At 65.1% G+C, this 17458-nt stretch carries 12 protein-coding genes; 8 read left to right on the forward strand and 4 right to left on the reverse strand.

Annotated features, from left to right (window positions below):
* Positions 1-70: 70 nt before the first annotated feature.
* Positions 71-1033 (reverse strand): LysR substrate-binding domain-containing protein, encoded by a 963-nt coding sequence (locus GEV01_RS16070; protein WP_152806236.1) that lies wholly within the window; start codon positions 1031-1033, stop codon positions 71-73.
* 48 nt (positions 1034-1081) lie between these two features.
* Positions 1082-2008, reverse strand: coding sequence for an SMP-30/gluconolactonase/LRE family protein (locus tag GEV01_RS16075; protein ID WP_152806238.1), 927 nt, complete (start codon positions 2006-2008; stop codon positions 1082-1084).
* A 221-nt stretch (positions 2009-2229) separates the two neighbouring features.
* On the opposite strand from GEV01_RS16075, the gene dgoD reads away from it, so the two are divergent.
* The 5 genes from dgoD to araH are packed head-to-tail and all read left to right on the forward strand — an operon-like array spanning position 2230 to position 9425.
* Positions 2230-3378 (forward strand): galactonate dehydratase, encoded by a 1149-nt coding sequence (gene dgoD / locus GEV01_RS16080; protein WP_070269220.1) that lies wholly within the window; start codon positions 2230-2232, stop codon positions 3376-3378.
* Between the two features lie 25 nt (positions 3379-3403).
* Positions 3404-5890 (forward strand): beta-galactosidase, encoded by a 2487-nt coding sequence (locus GEV01_RS16085; protein WP_152806240.1) that lies wholly within the window; start codon positions 3404-3406, stop codon positions 5888-5890.
* 28 nt (positions 5891-5918) lie between these two features.
* The gene (locus GEV01_RS16090; RefSeq protein ID WP_152806242.1) at positions 5919-6890 is read left to right on the forward strand and encodes an arabinose ABC transporter substrate-binding protein; all 972 of its coding nucleotides are present in this window, start codon (positions 5919-5921) and stop codon (positions 6888-6890) included.
* A gap of 1 nt (position 6891) precedes the next feature.
* Entirely contained in the window at positions 6892-8445 is a 1554-nt protein-coding gene (gene araG, locus GEV01_RS16095) for an L-arabinose ABC transporter ATP-binding protein AraG (RefSeq protein ID WP_152806243.1), read from the forward strand.
* Positions 8442-9425 (forward strand): L-arabinose ABC transporter permease AraH, encoded by a 984-nt coding sequence (gene araH, locus GEV01_RS16100; protein ID WP_070359858.1) that lies wholly within the window; start codon positions 8442-8444, stop codon positions 9423-9425. Before araG ends, araH begins: the two co-directional genes overlap by 4 nt.
* A 26-nt stretch (positions 9426-9451) precedes the next feature.
* Here araH and GEV01_RS31115 read toward each other — a convergent pair whose 3' ends face one another.
* Together GEV01_RS31115 and GEV01_RS16110 are read right to left on the reverse strand one after the other, a co-directional pair.
* Positions 9452-10048, reverse strand: a complete 597-nt coding sequence (locus GEV01_RS31115) for a PEP-CTERM sorting domain-containing protein (protein ID WP_235914389.1) — start codon at positions 10046-10048, stop codon at positions 9452-9454.
* A 219-nt stretch (positions 10049-10267) separates the two neighbouring features.
* Positions 10268-14782: a calcium-binding protein gene (locus GEV01_RS16110; protein ID WP_152806245.1), complete on the reverse strand. Its 4515-nt coding sequence runs from the start codon at positions 14780-14782 to the stop codon at positions 10268-10270.
* Positions 14783-14917: 135 nt separating this feature from the next.
* Here GEV01_RS16110 and GEV01_RS16115 point away from each other — a divergent pair, with 135 nt between their 5' ends.
* The 3 genes from GEV01_RS16115 to groES all read left to right on the forward strand — a co-directional run bounded on the left by GEV01_RS16115 (position 14918) and on the right by groES (position 17445).
* Positions 14918-15598 (forward strand): response regulator transcription factor, encoded by a 681-nt coding sequence (locus tag GEV01_RS16115; RefSeq protein WP_152806247.1) that lies wholly within the window; start codon positions 14918-14920, stop codon positions 15596-15598.
* Entirely contained in the window at positions 15595-16980 is a 1386-nt protein-coding gene (locus tag GEV01_RS16120) for a sensor histidine kinase (RefSeq protein WP_328595531.1), read from the forward strand. Before GEV01_RS16115 ends, GEV01_RS16120 begins: the two co-directional genes overlap by 4 nt.
* Positions 16981-17154: 174 nt before the next feature.
* Positions 17155-17445 (forward strand): co-chaperone GroES, encoded by a 291-nt coding sequence (gene groES / locus GEV01_RS16125; protein ID WP_008451606.1) that lies wholly within the window; start codon positions 17155-17157, stop codon positions 17443-17445.
* Positions 17446-17458 lie beyond the last annotated feature (13 nt).

A 17458-nucleotide genomic window follows, 5' to 3' on the forward strand; every position in this document is an offset into this window, starting at 1 on the left:
GAAGATGCACTTCCAATAGCTTATTGCGTGCGGGGGATACGAAGATCGTATATCTCGCCAACACGAATGTCTATGCGGGCCTGCGGTAATGAGGGTAGATGCCGGCTGCGGCGTCGCGCAGCGCGAGCAGCATCGCATCGGCGCCGGGCGAGAGCTGGTGTCGCTTGCGCGTCACAATGCCGAAGGAGTCCATGCTGACGCCGAGATCGAACGGCAGCACCGTCATCAGGCCGGCCTCCAGATACGGCTGCACCGCGTCCGACGGCAGCGCCACGATCATGTCGCTGCTCGTCAGCAGGCTTGCCACTACAGGCAAATCGAGGGTCTCGACGGTTTCCGCCGGCTGCTCCAGGCCATGCGAGAGGAACAGCGCGGTCAGGCGGTCGCGCAGGATGCTGCCGGCGGGCGGCAGTATCCAGCACTGCTCCATCAACTCTTCAAGCTGCAGATCGGTGCGGCCCGCCAGCGGATGACCGGCGCGCGCGATCAGCAGATGCGGCTCGTCGGTCAGCGGTTCGAAATTAAGTTCATCGGCGGCGGCCGTGTCGAGGATGCGTCCCACGACCAGATCCAGTTCGCCGCTGCGCAGCCGCTCCACCAGCGCTTTACTGGTCGACATGCTGACCGATACATGCACCCGCGAGTGCCGCGACTTCAACAAGTTGATCGCCTTGGGCACCAGGCCCGTGGCCGGCGCCAGCACCGTGCCGATGCCGACGCGTCCGCGCAAGCCGGACAACAGCTCCATCACTTCCTGGTGGGCCGCATCCATCTCCGCCAGCGCCGCGCCGGCGCGGCGTATCAGCACCTTGCCGTACCAGGTCGGGGCGACGCCGCGCGACAGGCGTTCGAACAGCTGCACGCCAAGCGCGTGTTCCAGCTCGCCCAATAATTTGGATGCACCGGGCTGGGTAAGATTGGCGGCTTGCGCCGCATGGGCGATGGAGCCATGGCGGCCCAGTTCGACCAGCAGGACCAGATGGCGGGTTTTCAGGTGGGAGCGGACGAAGCGGTCGGAGCTTGAATCGGTCATAGGGGCGATTTTCTGGATCGCCCATCATAAGGGCGTGCTGTTGCAGCGTCAATCATCGTATCTCATACGTTGGGAAACGGCGACGCCTGCCCCGGGCGTGTCGTCGAACGGCGTATCGGCCACGCCGGCGGCCAGTTCCCCGGCCTGGCCGGGCGGCAGGCGATACAGGCCGCCGCGCGCGCCCAGCAGCAGCAACTGCGTCAAATCGGCGCCGCCGAAAGCCACGCCGGCCATCGCCTCCCGCGCCAGCACGACCTGCCGGCGCACATGGCCCCCGGCGTCGTACTGCACCAGCGAGCCGCCCTGCACGCTCCACAGCATGTCGTCGCTGTCGACGGTGGCCGCGCCCCGCTCAGCCGCCAGCGCGTACTCGCGAACGTCGCCGGTCTTGGCGCGCTCCGCATCGTAGGTGCACTGCATGATGGCGCCCTTTGCCGCATCGGCGAAATACATGCGCGTGCCGTCCATGCTGAAGGCGATGCTGCTCGCCGCGACCACCGCCGGCAAGGCCAGGCGCCGCAGTCCGTGTCGCGTCGAATACTGATAGAAGCTGCCGATGGGCCGCCGGTCGGCGCCGGTGTTGGCGGTGCCGAAAACAAAATATCCATCGCGGTCGGTACAGCCGTCGCTGATGACGGTACGCGCTTCGGCGGCGTCGATGGTCGCCAGCACCTGCGCCTGGAGTGGGCGGACGGGCTGTCCGGGATCGGGCAGCTCCACCATGCCGAGGCGCTTGCCCAGGCCTAGCAGCATGCGCCCGGAGCGGCAGCAAGCAATCACGCCGGCGCTCTCCAGCAGGCGCACGCCGGCCGGCACCTCTTCGCCGCCAGTCCACGCATACAGCTGGCCACCTTGCGGGTCCGGCCATCGCCAGCAGGCCGCGTTGGCGTCCCAGCGCAGCGAGCTGCCAGCCAGGCCGACGCGTATCAACAGGATGCCGGGCGTGGGCGCGACGGCCGTACTGTGTGGACTCATGCTGCGGGAACTCCGGGTGGGTGACGTGATCGCGCCAGTCTAAGCCCGCCGCACACCCCGGAGATATGAATAATTCGGCGCCTGCCATGCCGATATCGAATACCTGCACCGGGCCCGGTCAGCTATCCGATATTGATATGGCTCCTTGCGAATTTATCATATTTCCAGTCTAGCAGCCGGGCTTAGACTGGGCACTGTTCCCGAACTTACTTCCCACACCTATGAAAATCATCAAACTGACCACCTACCGTGTACCACCGCGCTGGATGCTGCTGAAGATCGAAACCGATGAAGGCGTTGTCGGTTGGGGCGAACCGGTCATCGAAGGCCGCGCGCGCACCGTGGAGACTGCGGTGCAGGAAATGGAGCCCTATCTGATCGGCCAGGATCCGGCCCGCATCAACGACCTGTGGCAAACCATGTACCGCGCCGGCTTCTATCGCGGCGGCGCGATCCTGATGAGCGCCATCGCCGGCATCGACCAGGCGCTGTGGGACATCAAGGGCAAGGTGATGGGCAAGCCAGTCTACGAACTGCTGGGCGGCCTGGTACGCGACCGCATGAAGATGTACAGCTGGGTGGGCGGCGACCGCCCTTCCGACATCATTGACCACATCCGCACGCTGCGCGAGGGCGGCTTCGACACCTTCAAGATGAACGGCACCGAGGAACTGGGCATGCTGGACACCGCCGCCGCCGTCGACAAGGCCGTCGAACGCGTCGCCGAGATCCGCGCCGCTTTCGGCAACAGCATCGAGTTCGGCCTGGACTTCCACGGCCGCGTGGCCGCGCCGATGGCCAAGGTGCTGCTGCGCGAGCTGGAACCATATCGCCCGCTGTTCGTCGAAGAGCCGGTGCTGGCCGAGCAGGCCGAGTACTATCCGCGTCTGGCGGAGACCACATCGATTCCGCTGGCGGCCGGCGAGCGCATGTACTCCCGCTTCGAATTCAAGAATGTCTTCCACGCCGGCGGCCTGTCCATCGTGCAGCCGGACCTGTCGCATGCCGGCGGCATCACCGAATGCCTGAAGATCGCCTCGATGGCGGAAGCCTACGACATCGCGCTGGCGCCGCATTGCCCGCTCGGCCCTGTCGCGCTGGCGGCCTGCCTGCAGGTGGACTTCGTGTCGTACAACGCAGTGCTGCAGGAGCAGAGCATGGGCATTCACTACAACCGTGGCGGCGAGCTGCTTGACTATGTACTCAACAAGGAAGACTTCCGCATCACCGACGGCTATATGAAACCGCTGTCCAAGCCTGGCCTGGGCGTGGAAATCGACGAAGCACGCGTGATCGAAGCAAGCCGCAACGCGCCGGACTGGCGCAACCCGGTGTGGCGTCACGCGGATGGCAGCGTCGCCGAGTGGTAAAAAGAAAAAAGATACTGGAGACCGCATGTCATTTTTGTTACGCCGCCATTCGGGCGCCGCGCTGATCGCGGGCCTCCTGGCAGGCAGCACCGCCAGCGCCGATACGATGCTGTCCATCGACGCCAGCGCGGCCACGCCTGCACCGAAGGCGGCGGCACTGCGCATGGGCAGTTCGGTCGCACCCAATGGCGACAAGCTGGGCGCCAATGCGCGCTACCTCACCCGCAACGGCGCTCCGTGGCTGCCGGTGGCGGGCGAGTTCCACTACAGCCGCACGCCCGCTACACAATGGGAAGCGGAGCTGCGCAAGATGAAGGCGGCCGGCATCGACATCGTCACCAGCTACGTGATGTGGAACCACCACGAAGAGGTGGCGGGCAAGTTCGACTGGCGGGGCAACCGCGACCTGCGCCGCTACGTGCAGCTGGCCCGCAAGGCGGGGCTGGACGTGGTGGTGCGCGTAGGCCCGTGGGCGCACGCGGAAGTGCGCTATGGAGGCGTTCCGGATTGGGTGGTCAACGCCATGCCGACGCGCTCCAACGATCCGCAGTACATGGCGCTGGTGGAGAAGCTGTATGCGCAGATCGGCGCGCAGCTCAAGGGCCAGTTGTGGAAGGATGGCGGTCCCGTGATCGGCATCCAGCTGGAAAACGAATACAACATCGATGGTCCCGGCAAGGGCGCGGCACACATCGCCGCGCTGAAACAGCTGGCACTGAAGGCGGGCATGGACGTGCCCTACTACACCGTGACCGGCTGGGACGGCACCATCTACCCCGGCGGCGAAGTGACGCCGGTATTCGGCGGCTACCCCGACGAGCCTTGGGGCACCAGCACCGCCGAGCTGCCGCCCAAGGAGACCTATGCCTTCCGCTTCGACACCCGCGTCAGCGGCGACCTGGGCGCGCAGACCGCCGCCCACGCGCCCGGCACGGCGGAGACGGACAAGGACGTGACGCCCTTCCTCGGCGCGGAATACGGCGCGGGCCTGCCGTTCATGTATCGCCGCCGCACGGTGGTGTCGGCCGACGACATCGCGTCCATGCTGCCGGTGCAGCTGGGGTCCGGTGTGAACCTGATGGGCTATTACATGTTCCACGGCGGCCGCAATCCGACCGGCTTGGGCGGCACGTCGATGGAGGAAAGTACGCTCAGCGGCGGCTACAACGACACCACCATGATCAGCTACGACTTCCAGGCGCCGCTTGGGCCGGACGGCCAGCAGCGCAAGGTGCTGGAGAAGCTGCGTCCCTTCCACTTGTTCCTGCATGATTTCGGTGCGCGTCTTGCGCCGATGACGGTGCGCAAACCGGATGCGTCGCCTGCCACGCCGGACGATTTGAAAACGCCGCGCTTCGCGGTGCGCAGCGAAGGCGGTCGCGGTTTCCTGTTTGTGAACAACCACGTTCGCCAGTATGCGATGGCGGCGCAGCAGGCCACGCAGTTCTCGGTCAAGCTGCCAGGCCAGACGATTACCTTGCCGGCCACGCCGGTCGACATCGCCGATGGCGCGTACTTCATCTGGCCGCTGAATCTCGATCTCGACGGCGTGAACCTCGCCTACGCAACGGCGCAGCCCTTGGCCCTGCTCGACCAGGGCAAGGCCGGTGTGGTGGCGGTGTTCGGTGCCAGCAGCGGCGTGCCGGTGGAGCTGGCGTTCGATGCCGCGCTCGCACCGCAACTCCACGCCAGCGCCGCGCAAGTCGCCGTGCATGGCGGCCGTGCGCTGGTAAGCGGCGTGCAGCCAGGCGCCGGTGCGGCAGTGACCGTGCAGCGCGCCGGCAAGCGGCCGCTGACCATCGTCGTGCTGACGGCCGAACAATCGCAGCAACTGAGTGTGGCGGAACTGGGCGGCCAACGCCGCCTGATTCTGAGCGGCCAACAGACTTACGTGGCCGACGGCGCGCTGCAAATGCGTTCAGCAGGAAGCAGCAAGTTCCGCTTCGCCGTCTACCCGCCAATGAGCGGCCAGCCGAAAGCCAGCACCGCCGGATCGCAGGCCGCTTTGCGCGCAGCCAGCAACGACGGCATCTTCCAGTCCTTCGAAGCAGAACTGCCCGCCCGCGATCTGAAAGCCACCGTCACGCCGACCCGCACGGCGCAGGAAGCCGCACCGGTCGTCATCGGCGGCAGCGCCAAGGCCGCAGTCCAACCGCTGCCGGAAGACTTCAAGGCCGCCGGCACATGGCAGATCAACATCCCACGCGAACAGCTGCGCGGACTGGACGACGCCCTGCTGCAGATCGACTTCGTCGGCGATATCGGCCGCCTGTACTCCGGCACCCGCATGCTGGACGACTGGTACTACAGCGGCTACCAATGGCAGTTCGGCCTGCTCCAGGCCGGCGCCCTGCTCGGCCAGCCGCTGACCGTATCCGTACTGCCGCTGCGGGCGGACGCACCAATCTACTTGCCCAAAGAGGCGAGACCAAACTTTGCAGGACAGGCCCAAATGGCCGCCGTGCGCAGCGTCAGCGTGATACCCGTGTATCAGCTGCGCGTTACGCCGTAAATAAAAATATCAACACTGGAGATTCACAATGAAACGTACCTTACTGGCCGCAGCAAGCCTGCTCCTGATGACCGCCGCCTACGCCGCCGAACCTGTCAAGATCGGCTTCCTTGTCAAACAGGCCGAGGAACCATGGTTCCAGGACGAGTGGCGCTACGCCGAACAGGCGGCGAAAGAAAAAGGCTTTGCGCTGGTGAAGATCGGCGTGCCGAACGGCGAGAAGATGATCGCCGCCATCGACAACCTGGCCGCGCAAAAAGCGCAGGGCTTCGTCATCTGCGCGCCGGACGTCAAACTGGGCACCGCCGTCGAACGCGCCGCCAAGCGCAACAACATGAAAGTGATCTCGGTCGACGACCGCCTGGTCGACGGCGGCGGCAAGCCTATCGCCTCGATTCCGCACATGGGCATTTCCGGCTACGCCATCGGCAAGCAGGTAGGCGAAGGCATCGCCGCCGAAATCAAGGCGCGCAAATGGAACATGGCCGAAGTGGGCGCGATCCGCGTCGCCTACGACCAGCTGCCGACCGCCAAGGAGCGCACCATGGGCGCGGTCGATGCGCTGAAGGCCGCAGGCTTCCCGGTCGCGAACATCGTCGATGCGCCGCAAGCGAAGACCGATACCGAAAGCGCCTTCAACGCCGCCAACATCGCGCTGACCAAGAACGCCCGCTTCAAGCACTGGGTCGCCGTCGGCCTGAATGACGAAGCGGTGCTGGGCGCGGTGCGCGCCGCAGAAGGCCGCGGCATCAAGGCGGACAACATGGTCGGCGTCGGCATCGGCGGCGCCAAGGCTGCAGAAAACGAATTGAGCAAACCTGCGGCCACAGGCTTCTTCGGCTCCGTGATGATCAGCGCCAAAGAGCACGGCTATCAAACCTCGGTCAATATGTACAACTGGATCACCGGCAAAGCCGTGCCGCCGGCCGAAGTCCTGACCAAGGGCATGCTGATGACCCGCGCCAACCAGGCCGACGTGCGCAAGCAGATGGGCCAGTGACATGACCGCGTATCTGCAATTCGACCAGGTCAGCAAGGTCTTCCCGGGCGTGAAGGCGCTCAACGGCGTCAGCTTCGCCGCGCACGCCGGGCAGGTGCACGGCCTGCTGGGCGAGAACGGCGCCGGCAAATCCACGCTGCTGAAAATCCTCGGCGGCCAGTACAAACCGGACGGCGGACGCTTGCTGGTCGACGGCAAGGAGTGCCGCTTCACCAGCGCCAAGGATGCCATCGGAGCCGGCATCGCCGTGATCCACCAGGAGCTGCAATACGTGCCCGAACTGACCGTGGCGGAGAACGTGCTGCTGGGCCGCATGCCCACCCGTTTCGGCCTGCTGGACAAGCCGAAGGCGTACAAGATGGTGGCCGAGAAGCTGGCCGCCATCGGCGTCGACCTGGCGCCGGACGCCAAGCTGGCCGACCTGTCGATCGCGCAGCGCCAGATGGTCGAGATCTGCAAGGCCATCATGCAGGATGCGCAGGTCATCGCCTTCGATGAACCGACATCGAGCCTGTCTCACCGCGAAACCGAAATCCTGTTCCGCCTCGTGAAAGAACTGCGCGCCGACGGCCGCACGCTGATCTACATTTCGCACCGGCTGGAAGAGCTTTACGAACTGTGCGACGCCTGCACCATCTTCCGCGACGGTCGCAAGATCGTCACGCATGACGTGATGGCCGACGTGCCACGCGACCGCCTGATCAGCGACATGGTGGGCCGTGAACTGAGCGACATCTACGACTACCGTACCCGCCCGCTCGGCGAAGAACGCCTGAAGATACAAGGCCTCAACGGCAAACACGTGAAAGGCCCGCAAAGCTTTTCCGTGCGCGGCGGCGAGGTGCTGGGCTTCTTCGGTCTGGTCGGCGCAGGCCGCAGCGAATTGATGCGCCTCCTGTACAACGCCGATACGCGCAGCGCCGGCAGCGTGACGCTGGACGGCGCAACCGTATCGACCGCAGGCCCGTCCGCCGCGATTGCGGCCGGCATCGTACTGTGCCCGGAGGACCGCAAGGAACAAGGCATCCTGGCCACGGCCTCGGTTGCGGAGAACATCAACATCAGCGTGCGCCGCAACGACCTGCTGGGCGGCCTGTTCCTGCGCCACAAGCGCGAAGCGGCGCTGGCCGAGGACTTCATCGCCCGCCTGCGCATCAAGACGCCCAACCGCCAGCAGGAGATCCGCCTGCTCTCCGGCGGCAACCAGCAGAAGGTGATCCTGGCTCGCTGGCTGGCCGAACCCGGCCTGAAAGTGCTGATCCTCGACGAGCCGACGCGCGGCATCGACGTCGGTGCCAAAAACGATATCTACCGCATCATCCACGAAGTCGCGGAGCGCGGCTGCTGCGTGATCGTGGTGTCGAGCGAGCTGCCGGAAGTACTGGGCATCTCGGACCGCGTGATCGTCATGCGCGAAGGCGAAATCTGCGGCGAACTGTCGCGCGCCGACGCCAGCGAAACCGAGGTGCTGCGCCTGGCCCTGCCCGACTCCACCGCCGCCCCCGCCGCCACTTACATTAAAACGCCCGCACTACCAACACGGAGCATCGCATGAACGTCTCACAATTGAATCCTGCCGCAGCGCCTGCGGTGTCCCAAGCCCAGCGCGTATGGCTGGTTGAATACAGCATGCCGCTGGCTTACGTGGTGCTGTTCGCCGTGCTGGCCGCCACAGTCGAAAACTTCTTCTCGCTGACCAACGTGGTCGGCCTGATGCTGTCGGTGGCGCAGATCGGCATGGTCGCCTGCACCATGATGCTTTGCCTGGCCTCGCGCGATTTCGATCTGTCGATCGGCTCGACCATCGCCTTTGCCGGCGTGCTTGGCGCCATCGTGCTTGAGCAAAGCGGCAGCGTGCTGCTGGCGGTGGGCGCAGGCCTGGCTGCCGGTGCGCTGATCGGCGCCTTCAACGGCGTGCTGATCGCCTACCTGCGCGTCAACGCGCTGATCGCCACGCTGGCGACGATGCTGATGGTGCGCGGCCTCGCGTTCATCGTGTCGAAAGGCCAGGCGGTCGGCATCAACAACGACGCGTTCATCAACTTCGGCGACACCCGCATCTTCGGCCTGCCGCTGCCGGTGCTGGTGTGCGCGTGCTGCTTCCTGGTGTTCGGCGTGCTGCTGAACCAGACCGTCTTCGGCCGCAATACGCTGGCCATCGGCGGCAATCCGGAAGCGGCGCGGCTGGCCGGCGTGCGCGTCGAGCGGCTGCGCGTGTGGATCTTCCTGCTGCAAGGCCTGGTGACGGCGATGGCCGGCCTGATACTGGCGTCGCGCATCACCAGCGGCCAGCCGAATGCGGCGCAGGGTTTTGAGCTGGATGTGATTTCGGCCTGCGTGCTGGGCGGCGTGTCGCTCCAGGGCGGCAAGGCGCGCATGTTCGGTGTGCTGATTGGTGTGCTGATCATGGGGACGGTAGAAAACGTCATGAACCTGCTGGACGTTGACGCCTTCTACCAGTATTTGATGCGCGGCGTGATCCTGCTCGCCGCCGTGCTGCTGGACCAGCTGAAGACCCGCGGCGAGCGCCGCTAGGCCATAGCGCGGCGCCGTAAAAAGCCTTACTGCGGATACTTGCGGCGGCGCGCAATACCGCCCAGGAGCATCATGCCAGCCAGCAGCATTGCGTAGGTTTCTGGCTCCGGCACCGCGCTAATTTGCTTGACGGTCTTGGTTGTATACGAATCAAAGTAGTAGCCCATGTCTTCTGGTTGCATCTGATAGCCAAAGCGGGTCTGTGTGATGCCACGCTCGTCATAACTGATTGAGTCCGCAGTCCACCATGGGATACCAGCATCAGGTGGGTCGCTGTACACCGTCTGCCTTGCGCTGAACTCCAAGCCCCCGGCCTGACTGTAGGAGAAATTATCTATCCTGCAGGTATAAGTGCTAGTGTTCGGGCTGCACGCCGCATAATCGACAAAGTCGATTTTCAGCGAGCTCAACTCGTTCATCGACAAAGTGCCATCGTGGTTAGCATCCGTGCCCGCGAACGTGCCTTTTACTTGGTATTCCGGATGATCTACGCTGTAGTAGCCGTTGTAACTAAATCTAAAACCAGTCCAGGTGAATTCCCATTCGGTGGGGGCTGCGCAGGCGACTTGGGTAAAGGTACTGCAGACGGCCAACAAAGCACCGCACACTAGCTTCTTCATCATAAGAGTGATCACTTTCAGTTGGTTGGGTTACAAGATGAGAGTACCGAGCCTGGTAGTCGCTCGGCCCTCATATTGTATTGCAAATAAAATAAACTTAACCAATGAATATTATTTAATTTACACCAAAATGGCTGACCAGCGTCCCTAACGCCGCAAAAAAAAGCTGAAGACCGGCGGCATGCGCCACCCGTCTTCAGCCTTGCATCGCGCTGCGCTGACTTAGCTTGCCAGGCCCACCAGCTGCACTCCGGCGCTGCCGCCCGTGATGGACGCGGTCAACAATTCGGCGAAAGTGTGCATGCGATCCGCCGTCCACGTGGCAGCCATCTCGTACGGGCTGCTGCCGTGGTCGGCATGCGCCACCAGATCGGCGATGCTGATCGCGGCCACCTGCTTGCCGCTGGCATCGACCAGATCCAGCTCGGTGACGTTGACCTTGGCGTAGTCGGCCACCGTGAACTGAGCGTAGGACTTGCCGCCATCGACATAGTTGATGATCAGGTCGCTGCCGTCGATATTGGCCTTGACGTGATCGGCCGAGATGGCGACGTTGAACAGCTTGTTGCCGGTGAACTTCAGCACGTCGTTGCCGCCGACCACTTCATGCACCGTGTCCTTGCCGTCGCCCATGGACATCACATAGGTATCCTTGCCCGCCCCGCCGTACAGGGCGTCGTTGCCCATGCCGCTGTACATGGTGTCGTCGCCGGCGCCACCGAACAGACGGTTATTGCCCGCGTACTTGTAGCCCAGCGTGTAGGCCAGCATGCCGGCGATGAAGAAGTCGGCGCCTTTGAATTCGCTCAGGTGCAGGTTGACGCCCAGGTATTTGCCCAGCCAGTTCACGCCGTCGCCGCTGGCGTCGGACGCCGTCTTCAGCGCGTTGCCCATCCAGTCGGTGGCGTCGGCCAGCGCCGTGCCGACATCCGCATCGGCCACGTAGTTGACGCCGCTGCTGATGCCGTTGACGGCCGTGGTCAGGCCGCTCTTGCCGCCGTCGAGCGCGGACTTGAGCGGCGTGGCGACGTCGATGCCGGACGTGGACAGGCCGGTGGTGCCGGAGATGCCGGACAGCGCATCGTTGACCACGCTGTTCAAGCCGTCGGCCAGTTTGCCGCCGCTGGCCGTGGCCTTGGCGAGCTCGGCCTTGATGCTGTCGGCCACGCCGCCCCACCCTTTGCTGATCTCGTCCGTGAAGGTCGTGTTCAGGTACTTGGTGATGGCGTCGAAGCCCTTGCCCGCATCGTTCCAGGCCGCGTTCAGCGCGTTGGCCTTGCCCACCAGCAGGTGGTCGATCACGCCCCAGCCCAGGCCCATCATGGTGTCGTTGCCGTTGCCGCCGCCGACATAGCTGCCGGCGTTGGTGGCGAAGATGGTGTCGTCGCCGTCGCCGCCCATGATCACATTGCCCACCAGGTTGAGCTTGCCCAAGTCGCCCTTGGACAGCGCGCCGTACTGCGAGCGGATGAAGTTGGCGTTCATGGCCGCGCTGACCCAGTCGCCAGCCGACTCGTAGTCGTTCTCGACGATGGCTTCGGCCGCATTGAACACGGTGATCTCGGCCAGGCCGATGATGGTGTCGTTGCCGGCCCCGCCCAGGGCGATGTTGTTCTGGCCGGACGAGACGATCAGGTCGTTGCCGTTGCCGCCCATGCCGATGGTGGTGGTGCCGGCCAGGATCAGCGTGTCGTTGCCGTCGCCGGCGTGGACGAAGTTCATGCCGGTGTCGAGGCTGACCTTGGTGGAGCTGGTGGTCTGCGCCTTGTCCGAGCCTTCGATCGCTTCGTTCGTCACGCTCGAATAGCTCAGCTTGCTGCCGCCGTTGAGCACGACGAGGAAGTCGTCGCCCGCGTCCGACAGCACCACGTTGTGGTCGCCGTAGACGACGGCGGTATCGTTGCCGGCGCCGGTCCAGGCCACGTTGAGCTGGGTGCTGCCCTTGGTGGTGCTGGTGGTGGTCTGGTTGGTGCCCTCGGCTTCGTTGGTGGTGATGCTGGTGTTGCCGCCGCCGTAGCTGACCATGACCAGCACGTCCTTGCCGCTGCCGCCGATGACGCCGTTGTCCTTGCCGACCACGGTTTCGACGTTGTTGCCGTCGCCGGCCACGATCAGGTTGCCGTTGACGTTGACGGCCTTGGCGGCCGTGCCGAAGGCCAGCGCGGTCAGCACGTCGTCGCCGCTGCCGCCCTCGATCAGGTTGCCCTTGCCCAGCGCCGTCACCACGTTGTTGCCGTTGCCGGCCGATACCACGTTGTAGGTGCCGATCACGGTGACGACGTCGTTGCCGGCGCCGGTGACGATGCCGGATTTGCTGCCGATGGCGCTGACCACGTCGTTGCCGGCGCCGGTCGCCACCAGGTTGTTGACGCCCAGCGCGGTAGCCACGGTGTCGGCGCTGCCGCCGATCAGCACATTGTTCTTGCCGAATGCGGTCATCACATCGGGGCTGCTCTGGCTGGACGCCGCGCCCGACAGGCCGGCCTTGGACACCAGATCGGTGGCGGCCACGCCGGCGGCGATGGAATCGACCAGGCCGACGGCGGTGGCTGCGGTTTCCGCGTAATTGCCGGTGGCCAGCAGGTTGTTGGCGCCGACGGCCGTGACCGTGTCCGCACCCGCGTCGCCCCACACCACGTTGCGCGCGCCGAACACCGTCACGGTATCGTTGCCGCTGCCGCTCCACACCACATTGTTGGCGCCGATGCCGGTGACGACATCGTTGCCGCTGCCGGTATAGACCACGTTGGTCGAGCCGATGGCGCTGACCACGTCGTTGCCGTCGCCATGGGCCAGGTTGCTGCCGATGAAAGCGGCCACGGCCTTGGTGGCGCCGCCGGCCGCGCTGCCCAGCTTGGCGCTGACATCGGCCAGGCCATCGCCCAGGCCGGTCACGATGACGTTGACCGAACCGGCCGCCGTCACCACGTTGTTGCCCGCCGTGTTGACGATGATGTTGTTGGCGCCCAGCGCGGTGGTGATGTTGTCGCCGCCGTTGGCCAGCACGATGTTGTTGCCACCGGCTGCCGTCACCACGTCCTTGCCGCCGCCGGTGTAGATGACGTTGTTGCCGCCCACCGCCACCACGGTATCGTTGCCGGCGCCGCTGTTGAGCGCGGCCGCCAGCTTGGCGCTGGCGTTGTTGATGGCGGTGGCGGCCGCCTTGCTCGGCATGGCGTCGGCCAGCACCTTGCCCAGCCCGCCGGTGGCGGTCTTGACCATGCCGCCCAGTTCGGTCAGCACCACATTGGCGCCGCCCAGCGCCACCACGGTGTCGCCGCCGACGGTGGTGGCCACCAGGTTGGCGCCGCCCGCGCCGACCAGCGTATTGCCGCTGCCGTTAGCCAGCAGCACGTTGTTGACGCCGACCGCCACTTCGGTGTTGCCGCCCTGGTTGCTGACCAGCGCGTTGCTGTCGCCCAGCGCCGCCACCTTGTTGCCGGCGCCGCCGGTGTAGGCGATGTTGAGCAGGCCGCCCAGCACGATGTTGCTATTGCCGCCGTCATCGATGACGACGTTGGCGCCGCCGCCGGCGACGATGTTGTCCTTGCCGTCGCTGGCGGTAATGCCATTGGCGCCGCCCAGCGCGACCACTACATCATTGCCGCTGCCGGCATTGACGACGTTGGCGCCGCCCACGGCCTGCACCTTGTCGTTGCCGGCGCCGGTGCTGATGATGTTGGCGCCGCCGGCGGCGGTGACCGTGTCCCAGCCCGTGCCCGTGGTCACGACGTTGGCCGCGCCGTTCACCGTGACGTTGTTGTTGCCGTTGCCCGCCTTGACTTCGTTGGCGCCGCCGTTGGCAGTGATCGTGTCGTCGCCGGCGCCGGCCGTGATGTGGTTGTTGCCGCCGTCTGCCTTCACCGTGTTGGTGCCCTCGCCGGCGTCGATCACGTTGCTGGCGGCCTTGACCGTGATGCGGTCGTCGCCGCCGCCGGTGTTGATGACGTTGCTGGCGCCGTCGGCCGTGACCACGTCGGCGTCCTTGCCGGTGTTGATGACGTTGGATGCGCCGCCGGCATTGATGACGTTCCAGCCGTCGCCCGCGTTGACCGTGTTGGAGCCGCCATTGACGGTGATGTTGTCGTTGCCGCCGTCGGTGCTGACGGTGTTGGAACCGCCGTTGGCGGTGATGGTGTTGTCGCCGCCGTCGACGTCGATCTTGTTCCAGCCGCCGTTGGCCGTGACGCGGTCGTTGCCGTTGCCGCCGGTGATCTCGTTGTAGGCGCTGTTGATGGACAGGCTGTTGTTGCCGTCGCCCAGGTCGACGTCGGCCGCCGCGCCGGCCGCCACCGTCACCGTGTCGTTGCCGGCGCCGCCGCTGATCTTGTTGTAGACGCCGACGTCGACGCGGATGGTGTCGTCGCCGTTGCCGCCGTCGATGCGGTTGTAGCCGCCCACGCGCACGATGATGGTGTCGTTGCCGTCGTCGCCGTACAGGTTGTTGTAGGCGCCGGCATTGACGGTGATGGTGTCGTTGCCGCCGTCGCCGTGGATGATGTTGGCGCCCAGCGAGCTGGCCGTGTAATTGTTGTCGCCGTTGCCCAGGCTTTTCTTGGTATAGCCCAGTTCGCTGATCTTCTTGGCCGCCGCCGTGATGTCATCGCCGACCGCGTCGAACGCATCGCCGATGCCATTCAAATCGCCGCCGATGTCCTTGACGGTGTCGCCGACCTTGTCGACCACGTTGACGATGGGCTTCACTACGTGTTTCTTTAACCAGCTGCCGATACTCATCTCTACCCCTTGTTTATGGTTTGACACACTTGCATTAAATCAAGACCAAATGACAGCTCGGCAAACGGGAAAATTACAAAGTTGTAATCAAAGGCCAGGATTGACGGCGGCCGGGCCAGCGCCGACAATGCCGCCATGAAAGCGCTTTTAGTAGAAGATGAACAACGCATCGCCAGTTTTGTGTGCGCCGGCCTGCGCGAGCACGGGTTCCTGGTCGACCATTGCGAAGATGGCAACCTCGGCTACGATTACGCGCTGTCGCGCGACTACGACGTGGTCTTGCTGGACGTGATGGTGCCGGGCCGCGATGGCCTGTCCATCCTCAAGGCCATGCGGCGCGAGGGGCGCAACGTGCCGGTCATCCTGCTGACCGCGCGCAACGAGCTGGACGACCGCCTGACCGGCCTCAACCTGGGCGCCGACGATTACCTGGCCAAGCCCTTTTATGTCGAAGAACTGGTGGCCCGCATCCATGCGCTGCTGCGGCGCGTGAGCGGCGAACGGCAGAATGTGCTGACGCTGGGACCGCTGCGGCTGGACCGCCTGAGCCGGGTGGCCGAGGTCGACGGCCGCGCCGTCGACCTGACCGCGCGCGAAATCAATCTGCTGGAATACCTGCTGCGCTCGCCGGGCCGGGTCTACACCCGCACCCAGATCCTCGAACATGTGTGGGGCTACGACTTCAAGCCGCAGACCAATATGGTCGATGTGTGCATCCAGCGCCTGCGCAAGAAGCTGGAACTGCCCGACCACGTGGCCATCGAAGCGGTGCGCGGCGTCGGCTACCGCCTGCGCAAGCCGGACGAGCCGGCGTGAAAGCACACTGGCCGCGCCTGCGCTCGTTCCGGCTGCGCATCGCCCTCGGTTCCACCCTCACCGCGCTGGCCGCCATCGTACTGCTGTACGCGATGGCCAGCTACACCATCATCCACCGCCGCGCCGACATCATCGACCGCATGCTGTCGGCCCACCTGGCCGGCCCCGGCTTCCAGGCCACGCCGCTGTCCCTGTGGCCGGCCACCGACGCCCAGCTCAACGCCAGCTTCAGCGGCTTCGCCCCGGCCGCCAGCGGTCCGGAAACCTACGCCCTGCTGCTGGTGGAAGACGCCGGCAGCAAGCCGCTGTACCGCAGCCCCGCCTGGCAGCACTGGCTAGGCGGCGCCGAACTGCCGCGCGGCCCCGGCCTGCACACCGTCGAGGGCGCCGGCCAGAGCTGGCGCATCGGCCGTACCGAACACGGCTCCGTGACGATCTGGGTGGCCGTCAACCGCAGCCTGTCGGACGCCCAGGTGCGCGCCAGCCTGACCCGTTTCGCGGCCGCCATCGGCGTGCTGGCCGTGGCCATGGGGGCGCTGGCCTGGTATCTGGCCGGGCGCGCGATGCGGCCGGTGGAGCACCTGACCGGCGTCATGGTGGGGCTGACCGCGAGCGAGCTGGACCAGCGGGTCTCGGCCGCCGAGGAAGACCTGGAATTCGCCCAGATGATCAGCGTCTACAACGCCATGCTGGAGCGGCTGCAGCGCAGCTTCCTGCAATCGGCGCGCTTTTCCGGCGACGCCGCCCACGAACTGCGCACGCCGCTGACCATCCTGCAGGGCGAGCTGGAACGCAGCTTCGCCCGCGCCGGCGCCGATCCTGTGCTGGAGGAAAGCCTGGCCAATATGCTGGATGAAGTGCGGCGGCTGGACAGCATCGTGCGCAAGCTGCTGCTGTTGGCGCGCGCCGACGCCGGCCAGCTGGCCATCCCCCCTTGCCCGCTCGACCTGCGGCCGACACTGGACGAGCTGGCCGAAGACATCGGCCTGCTGGACGCGGAACGGCCCGTACGCCTGAACCTGCCCGAACAGATCGCCGTGCGCGGCGACGCCGACCTGTTGCGCCAGGTGTTGCAAAACCTGGTCAGCAACGCCGTCAAATACGGGCTGCCGGGCGGCTGGATCGCGCTGTCGGTCCGGCGCCAGGGCGAACAATGGCGGATCGACGTCGCCAATGCGTCGCACGGCATTGCTCCAGAGCATCGCCACCGCCTGTTCGACCGCTTCTACCGGGCCGACCACGCCCACCAGCGCCGGGTGGACGGCGTCGGGCTGGGTTTGTCGCTGGCGCGCGACATCGCCGTGGCCCACGGCGGCAGCCTCGCCCTGGCCGATGCGGAGCCGGGCCAAGTGCGTTTCCGGCTGAGCCTGCCCGCCGCCTGAGCCAGACCAATCACATCAATTCAGCAAGTATGTCTTGAAATAGCCTAATACCGTCCCTATAATTGGCACTCGTTCCAAGGGAGTGCTAACAGCGCTCTCGGCCAAACTTTCCGCCGCAGCAACCTTGTTGATGCGGCAACAAACAGTACCATTGTTAATTTTAAGGAGTTTTGTATGAACCTTCGCCCTTTGAACGATCGCGTAATCGTCAAACGCCTCGACCAGGAAACCAAAACTGCGTCCGGCCTGATCATCCCTGATGCGGCCGCTGAAAAACCGGATCAAGGCGAAGTTCTCGCCGTCGGCAATGGCAAGATCCTGGAAGACGGCAAAGTCCGTCCTCTGGATGTCAAAGTGGGCGACCGCGTTCTGTTCGGCAAATACGCCGGCCAAACCGTCAAAGTTGACGGTCAAGAACTGATGGTCATGCGCGAAGAAGACATCATGGCAATCGTCGTCAAGTAATTGACACCCACGT

It is taken from the genome of Rugamonas rivuli, assembly GCF_009380165.1.
GTDB classification, from domain to species: domain Bacteria; phylum Pseudomonadota; class Gammaproteobacteria; order Burkholderiales; family Burkholderiaceae_D; genus Rugamonas; species Rugamonas rivuli.